This is a genomic window from Kitasatospora sp. NPDC057940, from assembly GCF_042887425.1.
Lineage (GTDB): Bacteria > Actinomycetota > Actinomycetes > Streptomycetales > Streptomycetaceae > Kitasatospora.
Window position 1 is genome coordinate 151,264 of the sequence record NZ_JBHVPH010000004.1, and the last position, 22,557, is coordinate 173,820.

21 protein-coding genes are annotated in these 22,557 nt (G+C 74.9%); 14 read left to right on the forward strand and 7 right to left on the reverse strand.

Features of this window, described 5'->3' with window-relative positions; all coding sequences use genetic code 11:
* Positions 1 to 31: 31 nt before the first annotated feature.
* Positions 32 to 790, reverse strand: coding sequence for an HNH endonuclease family protein (locus tag ACFVTF_RS08975; RefSeq protein WP_350881552.1), 759 nt, complete (start codon positions 788 to 790; stop codon positions 32 to 34).
* Positions 791 to 910: 120 nt separating this feature from the next.
* Positions 911 to 1,927: a GTP 3',8-cyclase MoaA gene (gene moaA / locus ACFVTF_RS08980; RefSeq protein WP_387811121.1), complete on the reverse strand. Its 1,017-nt coding sequence runs from the start codon at positions 1,925 to 1,927 to the stop codon at positions 911 to 913.
* 146 nt (positions 1,928 to 2,073) lie between these two features.
* Here moaA and ACFVTF_RS08985 point away from each other — a divergent pair, with 146 nt between their 5' ends.
* From ACFVTF_RS08985 to ACFVTF_RS09005, 5 genes are all read left to right on the forward strand, one after another.
* Positions 2,074 to 2,685 carry an NTP transferase domain-containing protein gene (locus tag ACFVTF_RS08985; RefSeq protein ID WP_371516473.1) on the forward strand — a complete coding sequence of 204 codons (612 nt, stop codon included), beginning with the start codon at positions 2,074 to 2,076 and terminating at the stop codon, positions 2,683 to 2,685.
* Between the two features lie 164 nt (positions 2,686 to 2,849).
* The gene (locus ACFVTF_RS08990) at positions 2,850 to 3,701 is read left to right on the forward strand and encodes a hypothetical protein (RefSeq protein ID WP_387811124.1); all 852 of its coding nucleotides are present in this window, start codon (positions 2,850 to 2,852) and stop codon (positions 3,699 to 3,701) included.
* 241 nt (positions 3,702 to 3,942) lie between these two features.
* Positions 3,943 to 4,845, forward strand: a complete 903-nt coding sequence (locus ACFVTF_RS08995) for a hypothetical protein (RefSeq protein ID WP_387811127.1) — start codon at positions 3,943 to 3,945, stop codon at positions 4,843 to 4,845.
* 169 nt (positions 4,846 to 5,014) lie between these two features.
* Positions 5,015 to 5,950, forward strand: a complete 936-nt coding sequence (locus tag ACFVTF_RS09000) for a (2Fe-2S)-binding protein (RefSeq protein ID WP_387811129.1) — start codon at positions 5,015 to 5,017, stop codon at positions 5,948 to 5,950.
* A 215-nt stretch (positions 5,951 to 6,165) separates the two neighbouring features.
* Positions 6,166 to 7,224, forward strand: a complete 1,059-nt coding sequence (locus tag ACFVTF_RS09005; protein ID WP_371516477.1) for a DUF2637 domain-containing protein — start codon at positions 6,166 to 6,168, stop codon at positions 7,222 to 7,224.
* 6 nt (positions 7,225 to 7,230) lie between these two features.
* On the opposite strand, the gene ACFVTF_RS09010 is transcribed toward ACFVTF_RS09005, so the two are convergent.
* Positions 7,231 to 9,582, reverse strand: a complete 2,352-nt coding sequence (locus ACFVTF_RS09010) for a SpoIIE family protein phosphatase (protein WP_387811132.1) — start codon at positions 9,580 to 9,582, stop codon at positions 7,231 to 7,233.
* Between the two features lie 396 nt (positions 9,583 to 9,978).
* Positions 9,979 to 10,494 carry an ATP-binding protein gene (locus ACFVTF_RS09015; protein ID WP_371516479.1) on the reverse strand — a complete coding sequence of 172 codons (516 nt, stop codon included), beginning with the start codon at positions 10,492 to 10,494 and terminating at the stop codon, positions 9,979 to 9,981.
* 554 nt (positions 10,495 to 11,048) lie between these two features.
* Between ACFVTF_RS09015 and ACFVTF_RS09020 the strand changes: the two genes are divergently transcribed.
* The 4 genes from ACFVTF_RS09020 to ACFVTF_RS09035 all read left to right on the forward strand — a co-directional run bounded on the left by ACFVTF_RS09020 (position 11,049) and on the right by ACFVTF_RS09035 (position 15,324).
* Entirely contained in the window at positions 11,049 to 11,759 is a 711-nt protein-coding gene (locus ACFVTF_RS09020) for an urease subunit gamma (RefSeq protein WP_371516480.1), read from the forward strand.
* Positions 11,756 to 13,471 carry an urease subunit alpha gene (locus ACFVTF_RS09025; RefSeq protein WP_387811137.1) on the forward strand — a complete coding sequence of 572 codons (1,716 nt, stop codon included), beginning with the start codon at positions 11,756 to 11,758 and terminating at the stop codon, positions 13,469 to 13,471. The genes ACFVTF_RS09020 and ACFVTF_RS09025 overlap by 4 nt, the downstream gene beginning before the upstream one ends.
* A gap of 72 nt (positions 13,472 to 13,543) precedes the next feature.
* Complete coding sequence (locus ACFVTF_RS09030) at positions 13,544 to 14,590, forward strand: agmatine/peptidylarginine deiminase (RefSeq protein ID WP_371516482.1); 1,047 nt, start codon at positions 13,544 to 13,546, stop codon at positions 14,588 to 14,590.
* 134 nt (positions 14,591 to 14,724) lie between these two features.
* Entirely contained in the window at positions 14,725 to 15,324 is a 600-nt protein-coding gene (locus tag ACFVTF_RS09035) for a TetR/AcrR family transcriptional regulator (RefSeq protein ID WP_371516484.1), read from the forward strand.
* A gap of 33 nt (positions 15,325 to 15,357) precedes the next feature.
* Here the strand turns inward: ACFVTF_RS09035 and ACFVTF_RS09040 are convergent, their stop codons facing one another.
* The gene (locus tag ACFVTF_RS09040) at positions 15,358 to 16,005 is read right to left on the reverse strand and encodes a response regulator (RefSeq protein ID WP_371516485.1); all 648 of its coding nucleotides are present in this window, start codon (positions 16,003 to 16,005) and stop codon (positions 15,358 to 15,360) included.
* Positions 15,990 to 17,270, reverse strand: a complete 1,281-nt coding sequence (locus ACFVTF_RS09045) for a sensor histidine kinase (RefSeq protein WP_387811142.1) — start codon at positions 17,268 to 17,270, stop codon at positions 15,990 to 15,992. Before ACFVTF_RS09045 ends, ACFVTF_RS09040 begins: the two co-directional genes overlap by 16 nt.
* A 146-nt stretch (positions 17,271 to 17,416) precedes the next feature.
* Here ACFVTF_RS09045 and ACFVTF_RS09050 point away from each other — a divergent pair, with 146 nt between their 5' ends.
* Positions 17,417 to 17,887, forward strand: a complete 471-nt coding sequence (locus tag ACFVTF_RS09050; protein WP_387811145.1) for a hypothetical protein — start codon at positions 17,417 to 17,419, stop codon at positions 17,885 to 17,887.
* 61 nt (positions 17,888 to 17,948) lie between these two features.
* Here the strand turns inward: ACFVTF_RS09050 and ACFVTF_RS09055 are convergent, their stop codons facing one another.
* Positions 17,949 to 19,493 carry a hypothetical protein gene (locus ACFVTF_RS09055; RefSeq protein ID WP_387811148.1) on the reverse strand — a complete coding sequence of 515 codons (1,545 nt, stop codon included), beginning with the start codon at positions 19,491 to 19,493 and terminating at the stop codon, positions 17,949 to 17,951.
* Positions 19,494 to 19,823: 330 nt separating this feature from the next.
* Between ACFVTF_RS09055 and ACFVTF_RS09060 the strand changes: the two genes are divergently transcribed.
* From ACFVTF_RS09060 to pth, 4 genes are all read left to right on the forward strand, one after another.
* A complete protein-coding gene (locus tag ACFVTF_RS09060) occupies positions 19,824 to 20,345 on the forward strand; it encodes a hypothetical protein (RefSeq protein WP_387811151.1) in 522 nt (173 codons plus the stop codon).
* Positions 20,346 to 20,448: 103 nt separating this feature from the next.
* Entirely contained in the window at positions 20,449 to 21,114 is a 666-nt protein-coding gene (locus tag ACFVTF_RS09065; protein ID WP_363584094.1) for a DUF3105 domain-containing protein, read from the forward strand.
* Positions 21,115 to 21,209: 95 nt separating this feature from the next.
* On the forward strand, positions 21,210 to 21,842 hold the full coding sequence (locus ACFVTF_RS09070) for a DUF305 domain-containing protein (protein ID WP_387811669.1): 633 nt from the start codon (positions 21,210 to 21,212) through the stop codon (positions 21,840 to 21,842).
* Positions 21,843 to 21,939: 97 nt separating this feature from the next.
* Positions 21,940 to 22,539: an aminoacyl-tRNA hydrolase gene (gene pth / locus ACFVTF_RS09075; protein WP_371522615.1), complete on the forward strand. Its 600-nt coding sequence runs from the start codon at positions 21,940 to 21,942 to the stop codon at positions 22,537 to 22,539.
* Positions 22,540 to 22,557: the final 18 nt, after the last annotated feature.

Sequence of the window (22,557 nt, forward strand, 5' to 3'; positions counted from 1 at the left end):
GCGTCACACCAGCACCTGCCGTAACGATTCCTCAGCCTCCGCACTGCTGCAGCATGGCCTGCTTGTCGGCCACGGTGACGGGGAGCTGGTACTTCAGGGAGACCTGGGCGAAGCGGACGGCGTAGGAGCAGCGGACGGCGGTGTTGGCGGGCAGCCAGGTGGCCGGGCCGGAGTCGCCCTTGGAGGCGTTCTGCGAGCCGTCGGCGGGGATCAGGTTGAGCGGGTCGTTGGCGATCTGGACGCGCTTGGCCTTGTCCCACTTGGCGGCGCCCAGCTGCCAGTCGTAGGACAGCGGCATCACGTGGTCGATCTGGATCTTCGTGGCCTGCTGCTTGGTCCACTGGACGTTCTTGCCGGTGTACGGGTCGTAGATGGTCATCGCGGTGACGACGCAGTTCGAGCCGTCCTTGCGCTCGACGGCGGTGCCGTCGCGGGCGAGCAGGTCGTTGCGGGTGTCGCAGTTGTTGTGGCCGAGCGGGACGCCGTCGACGTTGTCCGTCCAGGCGGGGCCGAACTCGTTGCGGTCGTAGCCGTCCTTGGGGCCGGCGGCGGCGGTGGCGACCTTGGCTATCACGTCCCGGCCCGCCTTCTGCTCCTCGGGCGTGGTCAGCGGGGCCAGGCCCGGCTTGGTGCCGTCCGGGTTCTGCAGCGGGCTGGTGCCCAGGCCCCCGGCGGGTGCGGCGGAGTCGCCGCTCTTGTGGTCACGGCCGCCGAGCAGCCAGCCGGCCAGCGCGAGCGCGCATATCAGGAACACGGTGGCGGCGGACAGGGCGGTGCGGCGGGCGGGCACGGATAACTCCCGGGATCTGGGGCGGGTTGACGGCGAACCAGCAGATCAGCCACCCCAAGAGCAGGTCAAGGCGGCGCCACGCGAACCCCGCCGACCATGTCGAAGCTCACACCCCGGGCGTCAGCCGCCGATGGCGGACATCGGGCGGTCGGGCCGGACGAAGTCCGCGGAGTTGACGGCGTGTCCGGGCCCCTTCCCGGCCACCGAGGCCCGCCAGGCCGCCTCGATCCGGTCGTCGTCGGCACCGCCGCGCAGCAGCGCCCGCAGATCGGACTCCTCCGTCGCGAACAGGCAGTTGCGCAACTGGCCGTCGGCGGTGAGCCGGACCCGGTCGCAGCCCCCGCAGAACGGGCGGGTCACGGAGGCGATCACCCCGATGACGGCGTCCGTGCCCGCGACCCGCCACTCCTCCGCCGGGGCGTTGCCCCGCCGCCCCACGGGCACCAGGTCGAAGCGCTCCCCGAGCCGCTCCAGGACCTCCGCGGCGGTGACCATCGCCGAACGGTCCCAGGCGCCCTGCGCGTCCAACGGCATCGACTCGATGAACCGCATCCGGTACCCGTGCTCCACCGCGAAGGCCGCCAGCTCCGGGATCTCGTCCTCGTTCACCCCGCGCACCGGCACCGCGTTCACCTTCACCGGCCCCAGCCCCGCCGCCCGCGCCGCCGCCAGGCCCGCGAACACGTCCTCGATCCGGTCCCGCCGCGTGATCCGCGCGAACCGCTCCGGGCGCAGCGTGTCCAGGCTGACGTTCACCCGCTCCAGCCCCGCCGCCCGCAGCGCCACCGCCGTGCGGGCCAGCCCGATCCCGTTCGTCGTCAGCGACACCTCCGGCCCCAGCGCGGCGATCCGCCCCACCAGGTCCGGCAGGCCCCGCCGCAGCAGCGGCTCCCCGCCGGTCAGCCGCACCGAGGCGATCCCCAGCCGCCCGACCGCGATCCGCACCAGCCGCACCACCTCGTCGTCGTCCAGCGTCTGCGCCCTCGGCAGCCAGTCCAGGCCCTCGGCCGGCATGCAGTAGGTGCAGCGCAGGTTGCAGCGGTCGGTCAGCGAGACCCGCAGGTCGGTGTGGACGCGGCCGAAACGGTCCAGAAGCGGGCGCGGTGCGGTGTTCATCGACCCAGGTGCGGTGTTCATCGACCCAGTACAGGGGCCGGCGGGCCGCAGGACCAGCGGCCGAACCGCCGGGGGGCGGCCACCACCTGCGGGTTCCCCTTGTGCATTCGTACAACTGTGGGTTCGTACGGCTGCGCGGCGGCGGCCCCGGCGGGCAGGCTGGGCCCATGCAGACCACCGAAGACCCGACCGGGCCCGTTGCCGCGCTGGTGCTCGCCGCCGGGGGCGGGCGACGCCTCGGCGGGCGGCCCAAGGCCCTGATCCGGTACGCGGGCCGCCCGCTGGTCGAGCACGCGGTGGCGGTGGTGCGGGCGGGCGGCTGCGCGGACGTCACGGTGGTGCTGGGCGCGGCCGGCGACCGCGTCCGCTCGACGGCGCACCTGCCGGGCTGCCGGCTGGTGGCCAACCCGGACTGGGCGGGCGGCATGGGCTCCTCGCTGCGCGCCGGGCTGGCCGCGCTGGCGCCGGAGGTGTCGGCGGTGCTGGTGATGCTGGTGGACACCCCGGGCGTCACCGCGGCCGCGGTGGCCCGGTTGCTGGCCGCGCACCGGGCCGGCGCGGAACTGGCCGCGGCGGCCTACGGCGGGCGGCGCGGGCACCCGGTGCTGATCGGCGCCCGGCACTTCGCGGAGGCGGCCGCGGGCGCGTCCGGCGACGCCGGGGCCCGCACCCTGCTGGCCGCGCACCCGGACGCGGTCACGCTGGTCGAGTGCGCCGACGTCGCCGTCCCGGACGACCTGGACACCCCCGCCGACCTGGCCCGCTGGTCCGCCGGCTGACCGCACCCCGCCGACCGGGGTGTCCGAAGCACCCGTGGTGGGAACCGACCGGGCGCACACCCCTGATCCGACCCTGAGGATTGCCCCATTCCGCGCCAAGGACCCAACGTTTCGGGGAGCATGGAAACCGTTCCACCACCCGACTCGAACGGACGGAGCCCGCGATGGCCGGACTGCCCGAAGACTTCACCGGACACGACCCCGCGAGGCCAGGGCACGGGGCGGGCGGTGGCGCCCGGGCGATCCGCTGCCCCGCCTGCCGCCGCGAGCACCTCTACGAGCCGCCGTCGCTGCCCTGTCCGTGCGGCGCCTCGCTGAAGGTGCCGCTGCTGCGCGGCGGGGTGCCGGTGCAGGTGCGGTTCCGCTCCTGGGAGGACTCCTGGCTGAGCATGCGCTGTCCGCACTGCGGCCGCTCCGACCAGTGGCCGCAGCCCGAGTTCACCTGCAACTGCGGCGCCACCGTCCGGCTGCCGGTGGACCGCACCACCCGGCTCGGCGGCGGCACGGCCGGCCCGCTCGCCACCCCCGGCCCGCAGGCCTCCCGCCCCTACCCGGCCCACCCGATGGGCGCCCCGGTGCCCGCCCCGCCCGGCGGCTCCGGCGGCCAGCCCAAGCCGTTCCGCCACCGCGCGCCGTTCCGCCCGCACCCGGTGCGCACCTCGCAGGACGCGGTCTTCACCGCCGCCCGGTACCTGGAGTGGCTCGGCTTCGACGACCTGGAACTGACCGAGGCCCAGGAGCGCGACGGGGTGACCCTGCTGGGCAGCCGGATGGTCGCCCAGGTGGACACCTGGACCGAGCCGGCCGACGTGAAGTCCGTCGAGTGCCTGTGGCTGCAGACCCTGCACGCCGAGGAGATGGCCGCCGCCATGTTCACCCTGGCCGGCTACTCCCACCAGGCCACCGTGCGCGGCGAACAGCTGCTGGTCGCCCTGTTCAGCCTGGACCTGGCGGGGGTGCCGCAGCCCGCCAACGGCGCCGCCGAGGCCCTGATGGAAACCGGCTGGACGTCCTGACCGACCGCCAGCCACCGGGGCGCGTCCGCCAGGACGTGCCTTGTGGATCAGGCGAGCCCTAGATCATTTCCCCCGCGAATGCAAGAACCTCCGCTCGTGATCTGGTGCACAAGCTCACCCCCGTGTTGAATTGCCGCCACAGCGCGGGCCCTTGCGCTGCCGTCGCCGTGCCGCCGACAGTCGACGGCGGCGACGCGGGCAGGGCCGCGCCCCGCTGGATGGCGCACACAAGGAGGTGGCGTTGTCAGAGCACGGATGGGGCCCGAACGGCCCGAACGGGCGGGGGCGGGCGGCAGCGGAGGAGCCGGGCGACACCGTGTGGCGACTGAGGTCCCGGGGGTGCTGGCAGGAGGCGGCCGAACTGCTGCGCCCGGCCGCCGAACAGGACCCGACGGCGGCCCTGGCACGGGCCGAACTCCTCATCGAGCAGTGCCTGTTCACCGCCGCGCAGTGGACCCAGGCGGAACAGGCGCTGCGCCTCGCGGAGGCCGTGGTGGCCAGCACCGAACAGCGCGCGGCCGCATCCTGCGCCCGCGGCTTCCTGGCGTACGTGGCCAGCGTGCTCGGCCCCCGGGACCGGCTGGACGAGGCGCAGGCCGCACTCGGACGCACCTCGGCACTGCTGCCGCCGGACGCGCCGGGCCGCCCGCTGCTGGACTTCCGGCGCGGACTGGTCGCCGAGAACCTGCTGCGCGACCGCGGCGCCGCCTGGATCGCCTACCGCCGGGCGCACGACGGCGCGGGCGAACGCGGGGACGAGCTGCTGCGCTCGTACACCTGGCGCCACCTGGCGGCGCTCGCCCTGGCCCGGGGGGACCGCGACCACGCCCGCGAGGGCTTCGACGCCTCGCTCCGGCTGCGCGAGCAACTCGGCTTCACGGTGGGGGTGGCGCCGGCGCTCGCGGCGCTCGCCGAGGTGTCCGAGCCGGCCGAGGCCGCCCGGTTGCGCGCCGAGGCGGCCCGGCTCGTCCACGCCCTGGGCGGCGTGCCGGTCTGGCTCGCGCGCCAGTTGGGCACCACCCGCACGCCGGGGCCCCTCCCGGACGGGGCCCGCACGCCGGGGCTCCCCCCGGAAGGGGCCCACGCGCCGGGGCCTCCCCCGGACGGGCGCATCACCCGCGAGACCTGGGGGACGATCAGCTAAGGTGAGCCTAACCTGGCCGGGGTGAGCAGTACCCCGGCCGGGTTCGCCTTGCCGTTCCCCGGGCACCGCCTTGCCCCGGTCCGGCCGGGCCCGGGCGGGCCACCACCCCGACCGGGCACCGCCGGGCGGTCCATGGGCGGCCCCCCGGTCGACCCGATGGGGCCCGCCCATGACCGCGAGCAGCACCCGGCCCGGCCCCACGCCGTGCGCCCCCCGCACCACCGAGGCGCACGCCCTCGCCCCCGCACCACCCGCCGACGCCCCCGGCGCGACCTCGTACCACCGGCTCACCGCGCTCGCCCCCGTCCTGCGGGTGCGCTGCGCCCCGCCCCGCCGCGGCGACGGCTGGATCCCCGCCGCCGACCTGACCACCCGGCCCGAGGCGGTCCGCGAGCTGATCGCCCACGACGCCCGGCAGGGCCTGGCCCGCTACGGGCGGCCGCTGCGCCCGGACGTGGCGGCCGGCTTCGGCCTGCACCGCGTCGTGTGGCCGCTCTCGCTGCTGTTCACGCTGCCGTGGTTCCTGGAGCGCCGGGTCCTGCTGCTCGGCCCGGAGGACGTCTCGGTGCGCCGCGGTGCCGACCGGGTGGAGCTGACGGTCCGCCCGGAGGCGTTCGCCTGCCTGCCGGACGACCCGGCGGCCGGCGCGCCGCAGGCCCGTACGGTGCCGGACGCGGACGCGTTGGCCGGCGAACTGCGGTGCGCGCTGGGCGGGTTCCTGGAACCGGTGCTGGCCGCCTTCCGGCCCGAGGTGCGGCGCGGGCCGCGGGTGCTGTGGGCGATGGCCACGGACGCGGCGGTGGAGGGGCTCTGGTACGCCGGCGGGCTGCTCGGGGAGCAGGAGCGGGCGCGCGCCGAGCTGTCCGCGCTGTTGGAGCCCCCGCAGGCGGGCGGCGCGGCGTCGGCACCGGCGTGCGCGCCCGGCGTGACCGGCGGCCACGCTCCGGCCCCGTCCCCCTTCACCCCGGGCGCGGGTTTCGCCGCGCCGGCGGCCGGGTGCGGGGATGCTTCGGGCACCGACCGGGCCCGGGCCAGCTGCTGCCTCGTGTACACCGCCCAACCGGAGGACATCTGCGGCGGCTGCCCCCGCGTCATGCGGGGTTGACGAAAACACGTGCGATTACCGGCCTGGAAAAGCCCGGAATTCCGGGAACAACCCGCTTCGAATGCGTAAGAAAATGCGATTGTCGCGGGGTCAGAAATCCCCCTACTCAGCGCATTGGCACCGAATCAGCCATTCCCCCGCCGAGCATCCGCCATGATGGTCCCCGCCATCACGACGCAGGAACGCGACGCAGGAAAGCGAGGCTGGTTCCGGCGATGAAATTGTCCGACATACCGCTCGGCTGGGCCGTCACCGGAGGTGCGGGCCTGCTGGTCAGCGCGCTCCTGGTGGCCCTGGTCCGGAGCCGGGGATCCGCCGCCGCCGGAGGGCCGGATTCCTGGGAGCGTTCCGAGGAACGGCGCCGCCGCAAGGAATCGCTGTACGGCGGCGCCTCGTACACGCTGCTGTTCTGCTGCGCCGGTGTCGCCGCCGCGCTGTCCTTCCACGGGCTGGTCGGCTTCGGGGTGCAGAACCTCGGGCTGTCCGGCGGCTGGGAGTACCTCGTGCCGTTCGGCCTCGACGGCGCCGCGATGTTCTGCTCGGTGCTCGCCGTCCGCGAGGCCAGCCACGGTGACGCCGCGCTCGGCTCCCGGCTGCTGGTCTGGCTGTTCGCCGGCGCCTCGGCCTGGTTCAACTGGGTGCACGCCCCGCGCGGCTTCGGCCACGCCGGCGCCCCACAGTTCTTCTCCGGCATGTCCCTCTCGGCGGCCATCCTGTTCGACCGGGCGCTCAAGCAGACCCGCCGGGCCGCGCTGCGCGAGCAGGGGCTCGTCCCCCGCCCGCTGCCGCAGATCCGCATCGTGCGCTGGCTGCGCGCCCCCCGCGAGACCTACGCGGCCTGGTCGCTGATGCTCCTGGAAGGCGTCCGCAGCCTCGACGAGGCGGTGGACGAGGTCCGCGAGGACAAGCGGGAGCGGGCCGTGGAGCGGGAGCGCCGCAGGCTGGCCGGCCGCCGCGAGCGGGCGGAGATCCGGGCGATCAGCCGCAGCAACAGCGCCTGGCGCGGACGCGGCGGCGCCGCACGGCAGTTGGAGTCCGGCTCGGAACCCGCCATAGCCGGCGGGCCCGCGGCGGAGCGGCCCGCCGGGCCGCGCGAGGTCGAGGCCGCCGAGGGCACGGTGGTGCCCGCCGAGGGCACGGTGGCGCAGCCGGGCCTGCCCGCCCGCCCGGAGCGGCGCACCATCGACCTGACCGTCGACGAGGACACCGTGACGCTGCCGCGGCTGGACTCGCTGGAGCGCAAACTGAAGGACCTGGAGCAGCAGTTCGGGTAACCGGATTCAGGCTACGGGAGTGCCGCTGAGCTCGAACCACATCCGCTTGCCGGACCCGCGCGGCTCCACGCCCCAGGAGTCCGCCAGCGCCTCGACGAGCATCAGGCCGCGCCCGGAGGAGGCCTGCTCCCCCGGGGTCCGGCGGGTCGGCCACAGGTCCGACTCGTCCTCCACCTCGACCCGCAGCCGGGCCCGGCCGCCGTCCGAGGCCGGTTCCCGGTAGAGCCGGGCGGTGAACATGGCGTCCCGGTCGGTGTGCCGGATGGCGTTGGTGACCAGTTCGGAGGAGAGCAGTTCGGCGGTGTCGATGAACTCGGCGACGCCCCAGCGGCGCAGCGCGTCGCGCAGTTCGGCCCGGACCTCGGAGATCCGCGCCAGGTCGGCCTGGCCGATCCGGCGGCGCAGCTGCTGGGCGGCCAGGCCGCCGGCCGGACCGTCCCAGCGCAGGAGCAGGAGCGCTATGTCGTCCTCGCGCTCGCTGGAGTCGGCGGCCTGGGAGGCGATCCGGTCGGCCAGGTCCTCCAGCGGGTCGCGGGCCGACTCCTCGGCGGGCGGCAGCGGGCGGGCGAACGCCCGGGTGAGCCGGGCGATGCCCTCGTCCAGGTCCATGCCGCGCGCCTCGACCAGGCCGTCGGTACAGAGCAGCACCGTCTCGCCCGGGTCCAGGCTGAACCGGGTGACCCGGTACTCCTGGTCCGGGTCGATGCCCAGCGGCAGCCCGCCGGCCACCGGCACCACGGCGGCGGTGCCGTCCGCCCGGCGCACCACCGGGTCGAGGTGGCCGGCCCGGACGGCGTAGACCACGCCGTAGTCCACGTTGACCTCGGCGTAGGCGCAGGTCGCGAAGTGGTCGGTGTCCAGGTCGGCGAGGAAGCGGGAGGCGCGGGCCATCACCGCGGCCGGCGGGTGCCCCTCGGCCGCGTAGGCGCGCAGCGCGATCCGCAGCTGGCCCATGATCCCGGCGGCGTGCACGTCGTGGCCCTGGACGTCCCCGATCACCAGGCCGACGTGCCCGCCCGGCAGCGGCACCACGTCGTACCAGTCGCCGCCGATCTGCAGGCCGGAGCCGGCCGCCAGGTAGCGCACGGCGGTCGTCACCCCCGGCACCGACGGCACGGTGCGCGGCAGCATCACCCGCTGGAGGCCGGCCGCCAGTTCGTGCTCGGCGTCGTGCAGCCGGGCCCGGGCCAGGGACTGGGCGACCAGCCCGCCCAGGGTGGACAGCAGGGTGCGCTCGTCCGCGTCCAGCTCCCGCTCGTCGTCGAAGCTGACCACGCAGACGCCGATCGCCCGCCCGCTGGCCACCAGCGGCAGGAACGCCCAGGAGCCGCGCCCGGTACGGCTGGTGGGCTCCCAGACCTCGGGGTAGGACGCGCGGAACTCCTCGCGGGTCGGGATGAACACCGGCGCCCGGTGGCGCACCGCCTCGGCGGCCGGGTGCCCGGCCGGCAGCACCGTGCGGTCCCAGACCGCCAGCGCCTCCGTCCGGTAGCCGGAGGCGCCGAGCACCTGCGCCCGGCCGGCCTCGAAGGAGGCCAGCACCAGGCCGTCCGGCGGCAACCCGGGCAGCGGCAGTCCGGTGAACACCCGGGCCACGTCGCGGACGGTGACGGCTTCGGAGAGGGCGCGGGCCGCCTCCTTGATGAACCGGGAGCGCTCCTCGCGCAGCAGGGCCATCCGGTCGGCGCGGTCGCGCTTGTGCAGTTCGACGGTGGCGTCCCAGACGAAGCCCACCATCCGCGAGGCCCGGCCGAAGGCGTCCGCGAGCACCCGGCCGCGGAAGCGCACGGCGCGCATGGTGCCGTTGGGCCCGACGGTGCGGTAGTAGGCGCCGCACTGGCCCAGTTCGGCCACCGCGCGCTCGACCCGGCGGCGCACGACCGGCGCGTCCTCGGGGTGCAGCAGGGCCAGGAAGGAGCCGGCGGTGCGGTCGAAGCGGCCCTGGTCCATGCTGTCCAGGCCGATGATCGCGCAGGCCCGGTGGTCGCCCTCCAGGACGTCGCGGCGGATGTCCCAGTCGAAGGAGCCGATGCCGTTGGCGGCCATCGCGGGCTCCAGCCAGTCCGGCATGGTGTCCGCGGAGGCGGGCGGCAGGCTGCCGGGGAGCACCGTCGCCAGCCGTCCGGCGGCGAGCGCGGGCGCCGGGCGCGGCACGGGCCGGCGCACCGTCTGCGCGGGCGGCTTCGCCCGGCCCGGCCCGGCCGCGGCGGGGCCGGCGGGGGGCTGGTCGACCGTCACGGGAGCGGTGGGGCCGGCGGGGTTCGGACCGGCGGTGTGGGTGGAGGCTGCCTGCTGCGGTTCGGCGGTGGGCGCACCGGGTGGAAGCGCCGGCCCCGGCGACTCGGGCTCAGTGGGCATGCTGCTCCTGCCGCTGCCGTGGCGGACCGTGCCGACCGTCCGGACGGGCCGCGTGGCGGTGTGATGGGTGGTGCTGGATCGGACGGTGTCGACGGGCGGGGTCGGTCGAGGTTCGGTCTCCCCGCTGCTTCCCGCACGTGGACACACATTCCCACCATCCTGTCCAATGTTGGGCCGAGCGGCAATGGCAACGGGCCGGAAATCTTCCGCTCCGCCTTCTGTTCTGGGCATGCTTCGACGGCGAATGAATCGACGGCGAACGGTGCGGCGGGCCGCGCGCCCTCGCCCACCCCGCGCCCCCACACGCCCCGAGCGCCCCGTGCCCGTGCCCGTGTCCGCGCCCCGCGCCCGTGCCCCGCGCCCGTGCTCCGCGAGCGGCCGGGCTCAGGGCAGGGTTCAGGGCAGGGCGAGCTCGAACCAGGTGACCTTGCCGTCGCCCCGCAGCTGCACGCCCCACGCGTCCGCGAGCGACTCCACCAGCAGCAGGCCGCGCCCCGAGGTCGCGTACTCGGCGTCCGGATCGCGGCGCCGGCCGGGCAGCCGGGTCGTGCCGTCCTGCACCTCGATCCGCAGCCGGTGGTCCGACCCGAGCACCGCGTCGAACACCGCGCCCTTGCCGGTGTGCAGCAGCGCGTTGGTGACCAGCTCGGAGGAGAGCAGTTCGGCGGTGTCCGACAGCTCCGGCACCCCCCAGTGGCTGAGCGCCGTCCGCAGCCGCCGGCGGACCGCGCCGACCGCGACCAGGTCGGCCGGGTCGAGCGTCAGGTGCAGCCGGCGGTGCAGGGCGCAGCCGGGGGCCGAGGTGCCCGGCAGGGTCGTCCCGGTGCCACCGGCGGCGCCCGGGGCGGGCCCGGACCGGTAGGTGTCACCCGAACTCGTCCGCTGCCGCGGGAATCGCGACTGACCGTCCATCAACACATGCCCCCGCCCTCGAATCCGGGCCCCCGCCTCCGGATCCCCCGCCGGCCGGGTGGCCCCCACGTTCTGACCACCCATCCTCATGCCCAGTTGACGGCGTTTGCAACAGTGTGCGTCCGATCACGTGGGGTGAAAGGGGCACGGGGAGGTTCACGTGATCCAACTGCCCGCGCCGGACAGGTTTGCGAAGCGCAGAGCCTGTTTTCGAGCCCGCCCCTGCTCGATCCCGCGCACGCCCGGCGCCCGGGCGCCGGCCCGCGCCGCCCTCCCGCTCCCCGTCGCACCCCGCCGAGCGCCGGGCCCCGGCCGGCCCCGGCTCGCTCCGTGCGCCCGGCGCACCCCGGCCGCGCCGCCTTCCCCGCAGGCCTTCACCCCCGCCGCCCCGGGCCTTCACCCCCGCCGCGCGCCCGGCGAGCCGAACCCCTGCGGAGCGGCAACGCTGGACAGGGCGGCCCGGTCCGGGTTCAATGGCCCGAGATGTTTGAACGACGTTCTAACATTGCCCCCGAAAGCCGACCCCCTCCCCCGGCGACCGCGAGCGAGGAACCGTGCGACTGACCCCCACCGAGCGGGACCGGCTGCTGATCTTCACAGCAGCCGAACTGGCCCGCGCCCGCCGCGCCCGGGGCGTACGCCTCAACATCCCCGAGGCCACCGCCCTGATCGCGGACGCCGTCTGCGAGGCCGCCCGCGACGGCCGGCGCCTGGCCGAGGCCATCGAGGCCGGTCGCAGCGTGCTCACCGCCGCCGACGTGCTGCCCGGTGTGCCGGACGTCGTCACCGTCGTCCAGGTCGAGGCCGTCTTCGACGACGGCACCCGCCTGGCCGTCGTCAACGACCCGTTCCGGGGCGCCGGCTCGCTCGGCGACGAGGCCCCCGGCGGTGCGCTGATCGGCGACGGCGCCGGCTACGACCCGGTCGAGGAGACGGTGCTGCTGCCCGTCCACAACACCTCCCAGGTGCCGATCTCGGTCACCTCCCACTTCCACTTCTTCGAGGCCAACCCGCGCCTCGCCTTCGACCGCGCCGCCGCCTACGGCACCCACCTGGCCGTCCCGGCCGGCTCCTCGGTGCGCTTCGACCCGGGCGCCACCGTCCAGGTCGGCCTGGTGCCGATCGGCGGCGAGCGCGTCGCGATCGGCTTCGCCGGCCTGGTCGACGGCCCGCTGGACGCGCCCGGCGCGAAGGACGCCGCCCTGGCCAAGGCCCGCGCGACCGGCTACCTGACCGCCTTCGACGACGCCGAGGTGCCGTCATGACGTCCATCACCCCCCATGACTACATCTCGGTGCACGGCCCCCGGGCCGGCGACCGGATCCGGCTCGGCGACTCCGGCCTGATCGTCCGGGTCGAGTCCGACTCGCAGGCCCCCGGCGAGGAGTTCCTGGCCGGCTTCGGCAAGACCGCCCGCGACGGACTGCACCTCAAGGCCGCCGCCGTCCGCGACACCTGCGACGTGGTGATCAGCAACGTCCTGGTGATCGACGCCGTCCAGGGCATCCGCAAGACCTCGATCGGCCTGATCAACGGCCGGATCGCCTCGATCGGCCGCGCCGGCAACCCCGACACCCTCGACGGCGTGGACGTCGTCGTCGGCACCGGCACCACCATCGTCTCCGGCGAGGGCATGATCGCCACCGCCGGCTCCATCGACCCCCACGTCCACCTGCTCTCGCCGCGGATCATGGAGGCCTCGCTGGCCTCCGGCGTCACCACGATCATCGGCCAGGAGTTCGGCCCGGTCTGGGGCGTCGGCGTCAACTCCCCCTGGGCGCTGCGCCACGCCTTCAACGCCTTCGACGCCTGGCCCGTCAACATCGGGTTCCTGGCCCGCGGTTCGTCCTCCGACGCGGCCCCGCTCGTCGAGGCCCTGGCCGAGGGCGGCGCCTCCGGCTTCAAGGTCCACGAGGACATGGGCGCCCACACCCGCGCCCTGGACACGGCGCTGCGCGTCGCCGAGGAGTACGACGTCCAGGTCGCCCTGCACACCGACGGCCTGAACGAGTGCCTGTCGGTGGAGGACACGCTCAAGGTGCTGGAGGGGCGGACGATCCACGCCTTCCACATCGAGGGCTGCGGCGGCGGACACGTCCCCAACGTGCTGAAGATGGCGGGCGTGCCCAACGTCATCGGCTCCTCCACCAACCCCACCCTGCCGTTCGGCCGCGACGCGCTCGGCGAGCACTTCGGCATGATCGTCTCCGCCCACGACCTCAAGACCGACCTGCCCGGCGACGCCGCCATGGCCCGCGACCGCATCCGCGCCGGCACCATGGGCGCCGAGGACGTCCTGCACGACCTCGGCGTCATCGGCATCACCTCCTCCGACGCCCAGGGCATGGGCCGCGCCGGCGAGACCGTCCGCCGCACCTTCGCCATGGCCGGCAAGATGAAGGCCGAACTCGGCCCCCTGGACGGTGGCTACGGCACCACCGAGGGCGGCGACGACAACGAGCGCGTGCTGCGCTACATCGCCAAGCTCACCATCAACCCGGCCATCGCCCACGGCCTCTCCCACGAGGTCGGCTCCATCGAGGTCGGCAAGCTCGCCGACATCGTGCTGTGGCGCCCCGACCACTTCGGCGCCAAGCCGCAGCTCGTCCTGAAGGCCGGCTTCCCCGCCTACGGCGTGGTCGGCGACCCCAACGCCTCCACCGACACCTGCGAACCCCTCGTCCTCGGACCGCAGTTCGGCGCCCACGGCGCCACCGCCGCCGACATCTCGGTCGCCTTCGTCGCCCAGGCCGCCGCCGACGGCGCCTACCTCGACCGCCCCGCCGACGGGCTGCCCACCCGCCGCCGCCGCGTCGGCGTCCGCAACACCCGCGGCATCGGCCCCCGCGACATGGTCCGCAACGCCCGGGTCGGCCGCGTCGACGTCACCCAGACCGGCCTGGTCTCGCTGGACGGCGAACCGCTGCGCTCCGAACCCGCGGACAGCGTCTCGCTCAGCCGCCTCTACTTCCTCTGACACCTCCGCCGACACCTCCACCGACGCTTCCGTCGGCACTTCCCCCCGAACGCCTCCCCCTAGGACTCCCGGATGACCACCCCCACGCCCGCCTCCCTCGGCTACCGGATGCCCGCCGAGTGGCACCCGCACGACCGCACCTGGATGGCCTTCCCCACCACCAACCCCACCTTCGACACCCCCGAGAACCTGCACGCGGGCCGCGAGGCCTGGGCCGCCGTCGCCAACACCATCGTCCGGTACGAGCCGGTCACCCTGGTCGTCAACACCGGCGAGACCGCGGACGCCCGCCGGTACGTCTCCGAGCAGGTCGAGATCGTCGAGCGCCCGCTCGACGACGCCTGGATGCGCGACATCGGCCCGTCCTTCCTGATCGACGGCAAGGGCTCGCTGGCCGCCACCGACTGGATCTTCAACGGCTGGGGCGCCCAGTCCTGGGCCCGCTGGGACAACGACCAGCACATCGCCGAGCACATCAGCGAACTGACGGGCGTCCAGCGCTTCGCCTCCCGGCTGATCAACGAGGGCGGCGGCATCCACGTCGACGGCGAGGGCACCGTCCTGGTCACCGAGACCGTCCAGCTCGGCGAGGGCCGCAACGCGGACTGGACCAAGGAGGAGGTCGAGGCCGAGCTGCACGCCTTCCTCGGCACCACCAAGGCGATCTGGCTGCCGCGCGGACTCACCCGCGACTACGACGAGTTCGGCACCCGCGGGCACATCGACATCGTCGCCTCCTTCGTGCGCCCCGGCGTCGTCGTCGCCCACGTCCAGCCGGACCCCGCCCACCCGGACCACGCGGTCTGCCAGGAACTCGTCGCCATCCTGCGCGCCGCCACCGACGCCCGGGGCCGGGCACTGGAGGTCATCGAACTGGCCGCCCCCACCGTCCTGCTGGACGAGGACGGCGAACCGGTCGACTACTCCTACATCAACCACTACGTGGCCAACGGCGCCGTGATCCTGTGCGCCTTCGACGACCCGCGCGACCAGGAGGCCGCCGCCGTCCTCGGCCGCGCCTACCCGGGCCGCACCGTCGAACTCGTCGACGCCCGCGAGATCTTCGCCAACGGCGGCGGCATCCACTGCATCACCCAGCAGCAGCCGAAGTCCGCCTGATCCCAGGCCACTTGGGGCACCTGGACCACCTTGGACACCAGGGCCACCCGGCTGCCGGGGCGGGGGCACCTCCCCCGCCCCGGCAGCCTTCCGAAGCCTTCCGACCCCCGCACCACCGAGGGAGCGCACCGCACATGGCCGACCCCCGCCCGCGCCGACCGGCACGCCCCCGCGAGGAGGTCTTCGCCACCGCCCGGGCCGCGATCGCCGAACACGGGCTCGCCAAACTCACCATGGCCGGGCTCGGCAAACAGCTCCAGATGAGCGCCGGACACCTGCTCTACTACTTCGGCAGCAAGGACCAGCTGCTGCTGGAAACCCTCCGATGGAGCGAGGACCAGCTCGGCGCCCGGCGCCGCGACGCCCTCGCCGACCGCTCGCGCGACCCCTGGCAGCGGCTCGACGCCTACCTGCGCCTCTACCTGCCCGACGGGGCGGGCGATCCGCGCTGGATCCTGTGGGTCGAGGTGTGGGGGCGCTCCCCCGCCAGCGCCGAGATCCGCCAGGGGCAACAGGAGATCGAGGCGCCCTGGCAGGCCGACCTGGTCGCCCTCATCGAAGAGGGCACCGCCACCGGCCACTTCACCCCCGGGCCCGCCGCCGACCGGGCCACCCAGATCCGCGCCCTCCTCGACGGCCTGGCCGTCCCCCTCGCCATCGGCCTCCCCGACACCCACCGCCCCGCCGCCCTCACCCAGGCCGGCGCCGTCACCGCGATCCTCCTGCGCAACTGACCCCGGGGGGCTGCGGCCGGGCGGCCCGTCGGGCTAGGGTTTGTTCAGGTATGTGAGGACGGCGCGGACACGGCGGTTGGTGTCGTCGTCGTCGGTGATGCCGAGCTTGCCGAACATCGCGGTGGTGTACTTGCCGATGGCGCTCTCGCTCAGGAAGAGCCGGCGGCCGATGGCCTGGTTGGAGAGCCCCTCGGCCATCAACCCGAGCACGGCGTACTCGCGTTCGGTGAGCCGTTCGAGCCCCCGGCTCGGTGGCGTGGTGGACAGCAGCCTCGCGATGACGGCCGGATCCATGGCCGTCCCCCCGTCCGCGACGCGCTCCAGGGCACCGATGAACTGGTCGGCGTCGAACACGCTCTCCTTGAGGAGGTAGCCGACACCGCCGGAGCCGTCGGACAACAGCTCCCGGGCGTACAGCTGCTCGACGTGCTGGGAGAGGATCAGGACCGGCAGCCCGGGCATCTCGCCGCGGGCGGCGAGGGCCGCCCGCAGCCCCTCGTCCGACTGGGTCGGCGGCATGCGGACGTCGATGACGGACACGTCCGGGCGCCACCTGCGCAACGCGTCGAGCGTCTCGGGCCCGGTGGCGGCCGTGGCCACCACCTGGTGCCCGCAGGCCTCGATCAGGCGGACCATCCCGTCGCGCAGGAGGTAGAGGTCTTCGGCTACAACGATTCGCATGGCACCGTCATCCTGACACGGGTCGGACCGCCCGACGGACTGGTGACCTCCAGGGTGCCGTCGAAGGCCGCGAGCCGGCGGCGCAGGCCCGCCAGCCCGCCGCCGGCCCGGACACCGGCCCCGCCCCGGCCGTCGTCCTCGACCTCGGCGACGACCACGGCGGCGACACCGGTGCCGTCCCGCGTGAGGGAGACCCGCACCCCGGACGCCCCGGCGTGCCGGACGGCGTTGGTCAGCAGCTCGGCGACGCCGAAGTAGACGGCGGACTCGATCGGCGGGTCCAGGCTCAGCGGGGCGTCGGCGCTCACGGCCACCTCCAGCGGGACGTCCAGGGCGAGCGCGCGGACGGCGTCGACGAGCCCCCGCTCGCTCAGCACCGGCGGGCTGATCCCCCGGATCAGGTCGCGGAGTTCGGCCAGCGATGCGGTGGCACCGGCCTGCGCGTCCCGCATCAGCGCCCTGGCCTGGTCGGGTTCACGCTCCATCAGCTTCCCGGCGGTCGCCAGGGAGAGCCCGAGCGCGACCAGGCGGGCCTGCGCCCCGTCGTGCAGGTCCCGTTCGATCCGGCGGATCTCGGCGGCCTGCGCGACCGTCACGTCCGCGCGCTGGGCGGTCAGTTCCGCGACCCGCTCCGCCAGCGCCATCGCCGGCGACGGGCGCAGGAAGCGGACCGCCACCGGTACGACGGGCCGCCAGGCGTACGGGGCGGAGGCCACGGCCACGACCGCGCCGAACGCCCCGGCCAGGCGCGCGGCGGGTTCCGGCCCGCCGAACCCGAGGACCGCCAGGGCCGCCACGACCGCCCCGGCCGGAGGGAGGCACGCGAGCAGGCCGGCGGTGAACGGCGCGATCCCCGCGAACCGCAGGTCGCGCCAGTTCGCCGGGTCCCGCCAGCGGACCCGCCAGCGCTGGTCCATCAGCGCGTCCCGGCGGGTGCGCTCGTAGGAGAAGCCGTTCCACCAGAACCCGGTGGACATCCGCGTCACCGGCCCGGCCTGCCGGTATCCGGCGGGGATCACCGTGCCGGTCCACCGCGCGACGAGGAAGCGGACGGCCCGGCAGACGGGTCGGGGCAGGGCGAGCGTGCCCACGCACACCAGCACGAACGGCGCCGTCCACGACCACGGGTTGCCCGCCCCCCACCAGACCCCCAGCGCCACGGCCGCGGCCCACACGGCCGGCAGCAGCAGGCAGACGGCCGCCACCACGCACGCCCGCACGAACCCCACCCCGGCACGCGCCACCCACGAACCCAGCCGTCCCACGTCTCTCCCCTTCCGTACGGTGCTCCCACTGTGCACCGTGCCGAGCCCGCCACCGCCCCGATCGGCCGGGGAGTGGGGCTGGCCCCACCCGCCCGTGGGCCCAGACCGATACCGCCCCGGCCGGTCGGTTCGTAGCGTCGGTGGACATGGACACCAACACGCACAGCACGGACAAGCTCCGCACGGACATGCCCAGCACTCCCGAGGCGGAGCTGCTCCACGACCCCCGTACCCGGCGGGCCTTCGGCACCGTGACGGCCGGCGTCAAGGTCTACGGCGCGCTCGGCACCGTCGCGTTCCTGGCGGTCGTCGCGGTGGCGGGCAGCGGCCACCCGGTGAACACGTTCATGTGGGTCCGGGCGGTGCTGCTGCCGGTGGTCGCCGTGCTGGTCCACCGGCTGGCGGTCGCCGCCTCCCGAGGGTCCCGCCGGGCCTTCGAACGGCTGGGCGCCCTCACCGTCGTCATGCCGGTCGCCATCATCGGCGTCGACCTGATCCCGGGCGTCTGCCCGCCCTGGTACGCCGCCGTGCAGGTCGTCTGCATGCTGCCCGTCCTCCGGGCCGCGGTCACCGTCCGCGGCTCCGCGCTGCGCGCCGTCTTTCCCAAGGCGCGCTGACCGGGCGTCGGGCGCGGCACCGGCGGGACGGCGGTGTTCCGAACCGTCGATCAGTCGGCCGTCATTCGGTCCAGACGGCGGCCGCCGTACGGTCGTCGGCGTAGCCCTTGGCGCGGACCTGGACCTGGCGGAGGAAGTCGACGGTGCCGGGCGGATGCGGGTGGGCCCAGTGGGTGGACAGGAAGTGGGCGACGGCCGGCTCGTCGGCGATCGGGCGGGCCAGGCCGGGGGTGCAGAGCAGCAGCACGTCGCCCGGGGTGGCGGGGACCAGCCGGAAGCGGAACGGCCTCGGCTCCTCCGACGGCTGCCGGCCGTCCGGGTGGTGCAGCAGGCGGGCCGCGTAGGCGTCGATCCAGTGCCCGGAGCGCAGCAGGTAGAGCCCGCCCGGGCCGACCCCGAAGGCCGCCCGGTGGCCGACCGCCGGGTCGAGCGACAGCAGCAGGCAGTGCAGCGAGGCCGGGGACGGCGTGCCGTCCTCCTCGTTCCCGGGCACGAGCGCGCGCAGCGGGGCGACGGCGCCGGTGGCCAGCCGCTGGAGGCCGTAGCGCAGCCGGTCCCGGGCGCCGTCGCGCAGGTCGGCGGCCAGGCCCTCGCGGCTGCGGCCGACCGCGGAGGCCAGCTGGCGGCAGGCCTCGCGGGTGCTGGTGGCGACGGCCTCCGGAGGGAGCGCCTCGTCCGCGGCGGTGCCGGTCCGGTCGATGCCGGCGAGCACGGCGAGCAGCAGTCCGTCCGGGCCTTCGCCGAACCTGGTGACCAGCAGCGCGTCGCGCCGCGACTCGCCCCGGTAGCGGGCGGAGTCGCCGCGGACGGAGACGGCGCGCAGGACGGACGACCCGTACTGGGCGCCCTCCAGGACGGTGTCCGGCACGAGCGCCCCGAGGACGCCCGGGTCCGCCTCCGGGACGGCGGTCGGTTCGGGCCCGTAGGTCGGCGGGCGCTCGCCGACGTGCGGCACGGCGGGGGCGTCGTCGGCGAGCGGCGAGCGGACGGCCGGGCGCGGGTCGGGGACGGTGGCGGTGGCGGTGGCGAGGGTGTCGGGTTCCTCGGCGGGCTCGGGCTCGGCTTCGGGCTCGACTTCGGGCTCGGGCTCGGGCTCCTCGGCGGCGACCTCGGGTTCGGGTTCCGGCTCGGATTGCGGCTCGGGTTCCGGCTCGGGTTCCGGCGCCGGCTCGGGGGTGGGCTTGTCCAGGGAGACCGGTGTGGGGGCGGTGTCGGCTTCGGTTTCCTGGACGTCAGGAGCGAAGACCCGCTCCTCGTCCGCCCGCTGGGGTCCGATGACGCCGATCGCGGTGTCGAACCAGTCGTCGATGCTGTCCCGTTCCGGCGCCTCGTCCGTTGCCGGCTCCGCTGCCGACACCGGCTCCGGCTCCGACACCGGCTCCGGCTCCGCGTCCAGAACCGGCCCCGCGTCCGGAACCGGCTCCGGTTCGGCCGTGCGCTGCTGGCCGATGAGGCCGACCGCCGTCTCGAACCAGTCGTCGACGCTGCCGTCGCCGGGGTCCGCGTGCGGGGTGTCGGGGAGGGTGCCCGCCGGGCCGTCGTAGACCGTGTCCCACCAACCGTCGTCCGGCCGGTGCGACTGTGCGGGGGCACCCTGCTTGCTCATCTGGCGGCTCCTGGTCGGTCCGTGGTCGCGCCGCCCCCGGCGGGGCCGGACTCGACGTCATTGTCTCCAAGTGCAACGACGCTGTCCGGGTTTCGGCGACAACCGGTCAGCGCCGGGCCGTTCCCGGCCACCCCGCCCACCTCGGGTTTCACCGGGGGGCCCGGCCCCACGCCCACCCCCGGGTTCACCCCCGCGTTCGGTCCCGTTCCGTCCGTGCTTGCCGGATGTGCCCGGAGCAGGGCGTTTCCGGGGTGTTCGGGTCCGGGAGCGGCCGAAAATCGGGGCGGAGGAGGGGCATCGCTTCACTCGTTCGGCTGATTAAATGTGCGCATGACCGCGTCGGCCCCCAGCTCACCTCGACCGGGGAGGGCCGCACCGGCGGGCCGCCCGGTGGGTGTGCTGTGGGTCCTGCTGCTGGTCGCGCTGCTCACGACGCTGCCGTGCGCCGGCCAGTCGAAGGCGGTCGGCGCGCACGCCGCTCCGACGCCGACCACCGTCACCGCCGCCGTGACCACCACCATCACCGCCGCCACCGTCCCGACGGTCGCCGGCCACGGCCCGCACGCCGGCCCCGCCGCCAAGGCCTCCGACCAGCGCCAGCGCGCCGGGGAGCAGCGGCACTGGACGTGGTGCACCGCCGACGGCGGGCAGCCGCGCCGTGACAACGGCTGCTCCAGTCACCCGTACTGCGCGCAGGACGCCCAGCTTCCGAACCCGCCGCCGCATCCGCAGCCGGCCGCGTCACCGCTCGCGCCGGCAGCCGAGGCCCTGCCCAGGGTGGTGCCCGCCGGGCTGCTGGACGGTCCGCATCCGGCACCCGATCTACACGAGCTGCAAGTACACCGGTCCTGAGCGGAACCCACCGCCCGGCATCCGCCGGCGGATCCGCCCCTCCCCTTCTTTCAGCTGACCGCCGCGCCTCCAGCAGTGCGCGGCGGGGACAAGGACAACCACCATGGGTTCCGCCTCGAAGCAGTCCAGCAAGCAGTCCGGCAAGCCCGGCCCGACCGACCGCCGCGCCCGGATAGCCGAGCTGCGCGCCGGCGAGCAGCGCCGCGACCGCCGCAACAAGGTCATCGCCTCGGTCGCGGCCGGCGTGCTGGTGATCGGCGCGATCGCCACCGGCACCTGGATCGTCATGGACGCCAACCAGAGCAAGAAGAAGGAGCAGGCCGCCGCCAACGCGGACATCCCGGGCGTGCAGACCTTCGGCGAGCTGAGCCGCACCCACGTCAAGGACAAGGTCAGCTACCCGATGACCCCGCCGGTCGGCGGCGACCACAACGCGATCTGGCTGGACTGCATGGGCCACGTCTACGACCAGCCGGTCGAGAACGAGCGCGCCGTCCACTCGCTGGAGCACGGCGCGGTCTGGGTGACGTACAACGGCAAGGCGACGCCGGACGACATCAAGACCCTGTCCGACAAGGTCAAGACCACCCCGTACTCGCTGATGAGCCCGTACCCGGACGAGAAGGGCACCATCACCCTGAACGCCTGGAGCACCCAGCTGATCGTGGAGAGCGCCAGCGACCCCCGGGTGAACCAGTTCTTCACCAAGTACGTCCAGGGCAAGCAGACCCAGGAGCCGGGCGCCTCCTGCACCATGGGGCAGATGTGACCGCCGCCGACGCGGCGCCGCCCGAGGACGGCTCCGAGCGCGCCGCCGAGGCGTTCGCGGACGAGGCCGGGGCGCCGCGCCCGGCCCGTCGGCGGCTGTGGTGGCCGGCCGCGCTGGCCGCCGCCCTCGCGCTGGCCCTCGGGGTGCCCGCCCTGGTGGCGAGCGGGACGTCGGCGTCCGGGTCGGCCTCGGTGGCCGTCCCGGCGGACGACTCGCCCGAGGCCGGGTTCGCCCGCGACATGGCGACCCACCACCAGCAGGCGGTGGACCTGTCGTTCATCGTCCGGGACCGCACCGGCGACGACCCGACCCGCACCCTCGCCTTCGACATCATCAACACCCAGGCCAACCAGCGCGGGATGATGATGGGCTGGATCGACCAGTGGGGGCTGCCGCAGCACTCGGCGGCCAAGCCGATGGCGTGGATGAGGATGGGCCACGACTACCAGGCCCACGACGGTTCGCTGATGCCCGGCATGGCCACCAACACCCAGCTGGCGAAGCTGCGTTCGCTCAGCGGGCGGGACGCCGAGGTGTACTACCTGCAGCTGATGATCCAGCACCACAAGGGCGGCGTCGAAATGGCCCAGGGCTACGTGGACCTGGCGAGGAACGACGCCGAGAAGCGGCTCGCCCAGTCGATGGTGGTCGCGCAGACCTCGGAGGTGCAGCTGATGACCGACATGCTCACGGAGCGCGGCGCCGCCCCCGGCGTGCCCGAGTCCTGACCCACCCCACTGCGCGTGTCCTGGACGGCCGGGGCGCGGTCGACGGTCCCGTACCGTGCGTACCGCGCCCCGGCCGTCCCGCGTCCGCGCCAAGCACCTGGAGCTCCCGATGACCCCCGCCGCACCCTGGCTGATCGCCGGACTGGGCAACCCCGGCCCGTGGTTCCGGCTGACCCGGCACAACGCCGGCTTCCTGACCGTGGAGCGGCTGGCCGAACGGCACGGCGCGCGGTTCCGGCGGCGCGGGATCGGCGCCCTGGTGGCGGAGATCGAGATCGACGGCCACCGGGTGGTGCTGGCCAAGCCGCAGTGGTTCATCAACCTGTCCGGCCGACCGGTGTCCGGCCTGCTGCGGCGTTACGGCGTCCCGGTCGAGCACCTGGTGGTCGTGCAGGACGACCTGGACTTCGCGTTCGGCACCGGACGGCTCAAGCGCGGCGGCGGCCCCGGCGGCCACAACGGCGTGCGCTCGGTGGGCGAGGTGCTCGGCACCCGCGACTTCGTGCGGCTGCGCTTCGGCATCGGGCGCCCGCCGAAGGGGCAGAGCGTCGGCGACTTCGTGCTGAAGAAGTTCTCGGACCACGAACAGGCCGCCCTGCCGGGGGTGTTGGACCGGTGCGCGGACGCGCTGGACACGCTGGTGCGACGCGGCCTCAACCGGGCCCAGGACGCGCTGAACGTCCGCTCGGAGGCCTAGCCAGGGCGGAGGCCCGGG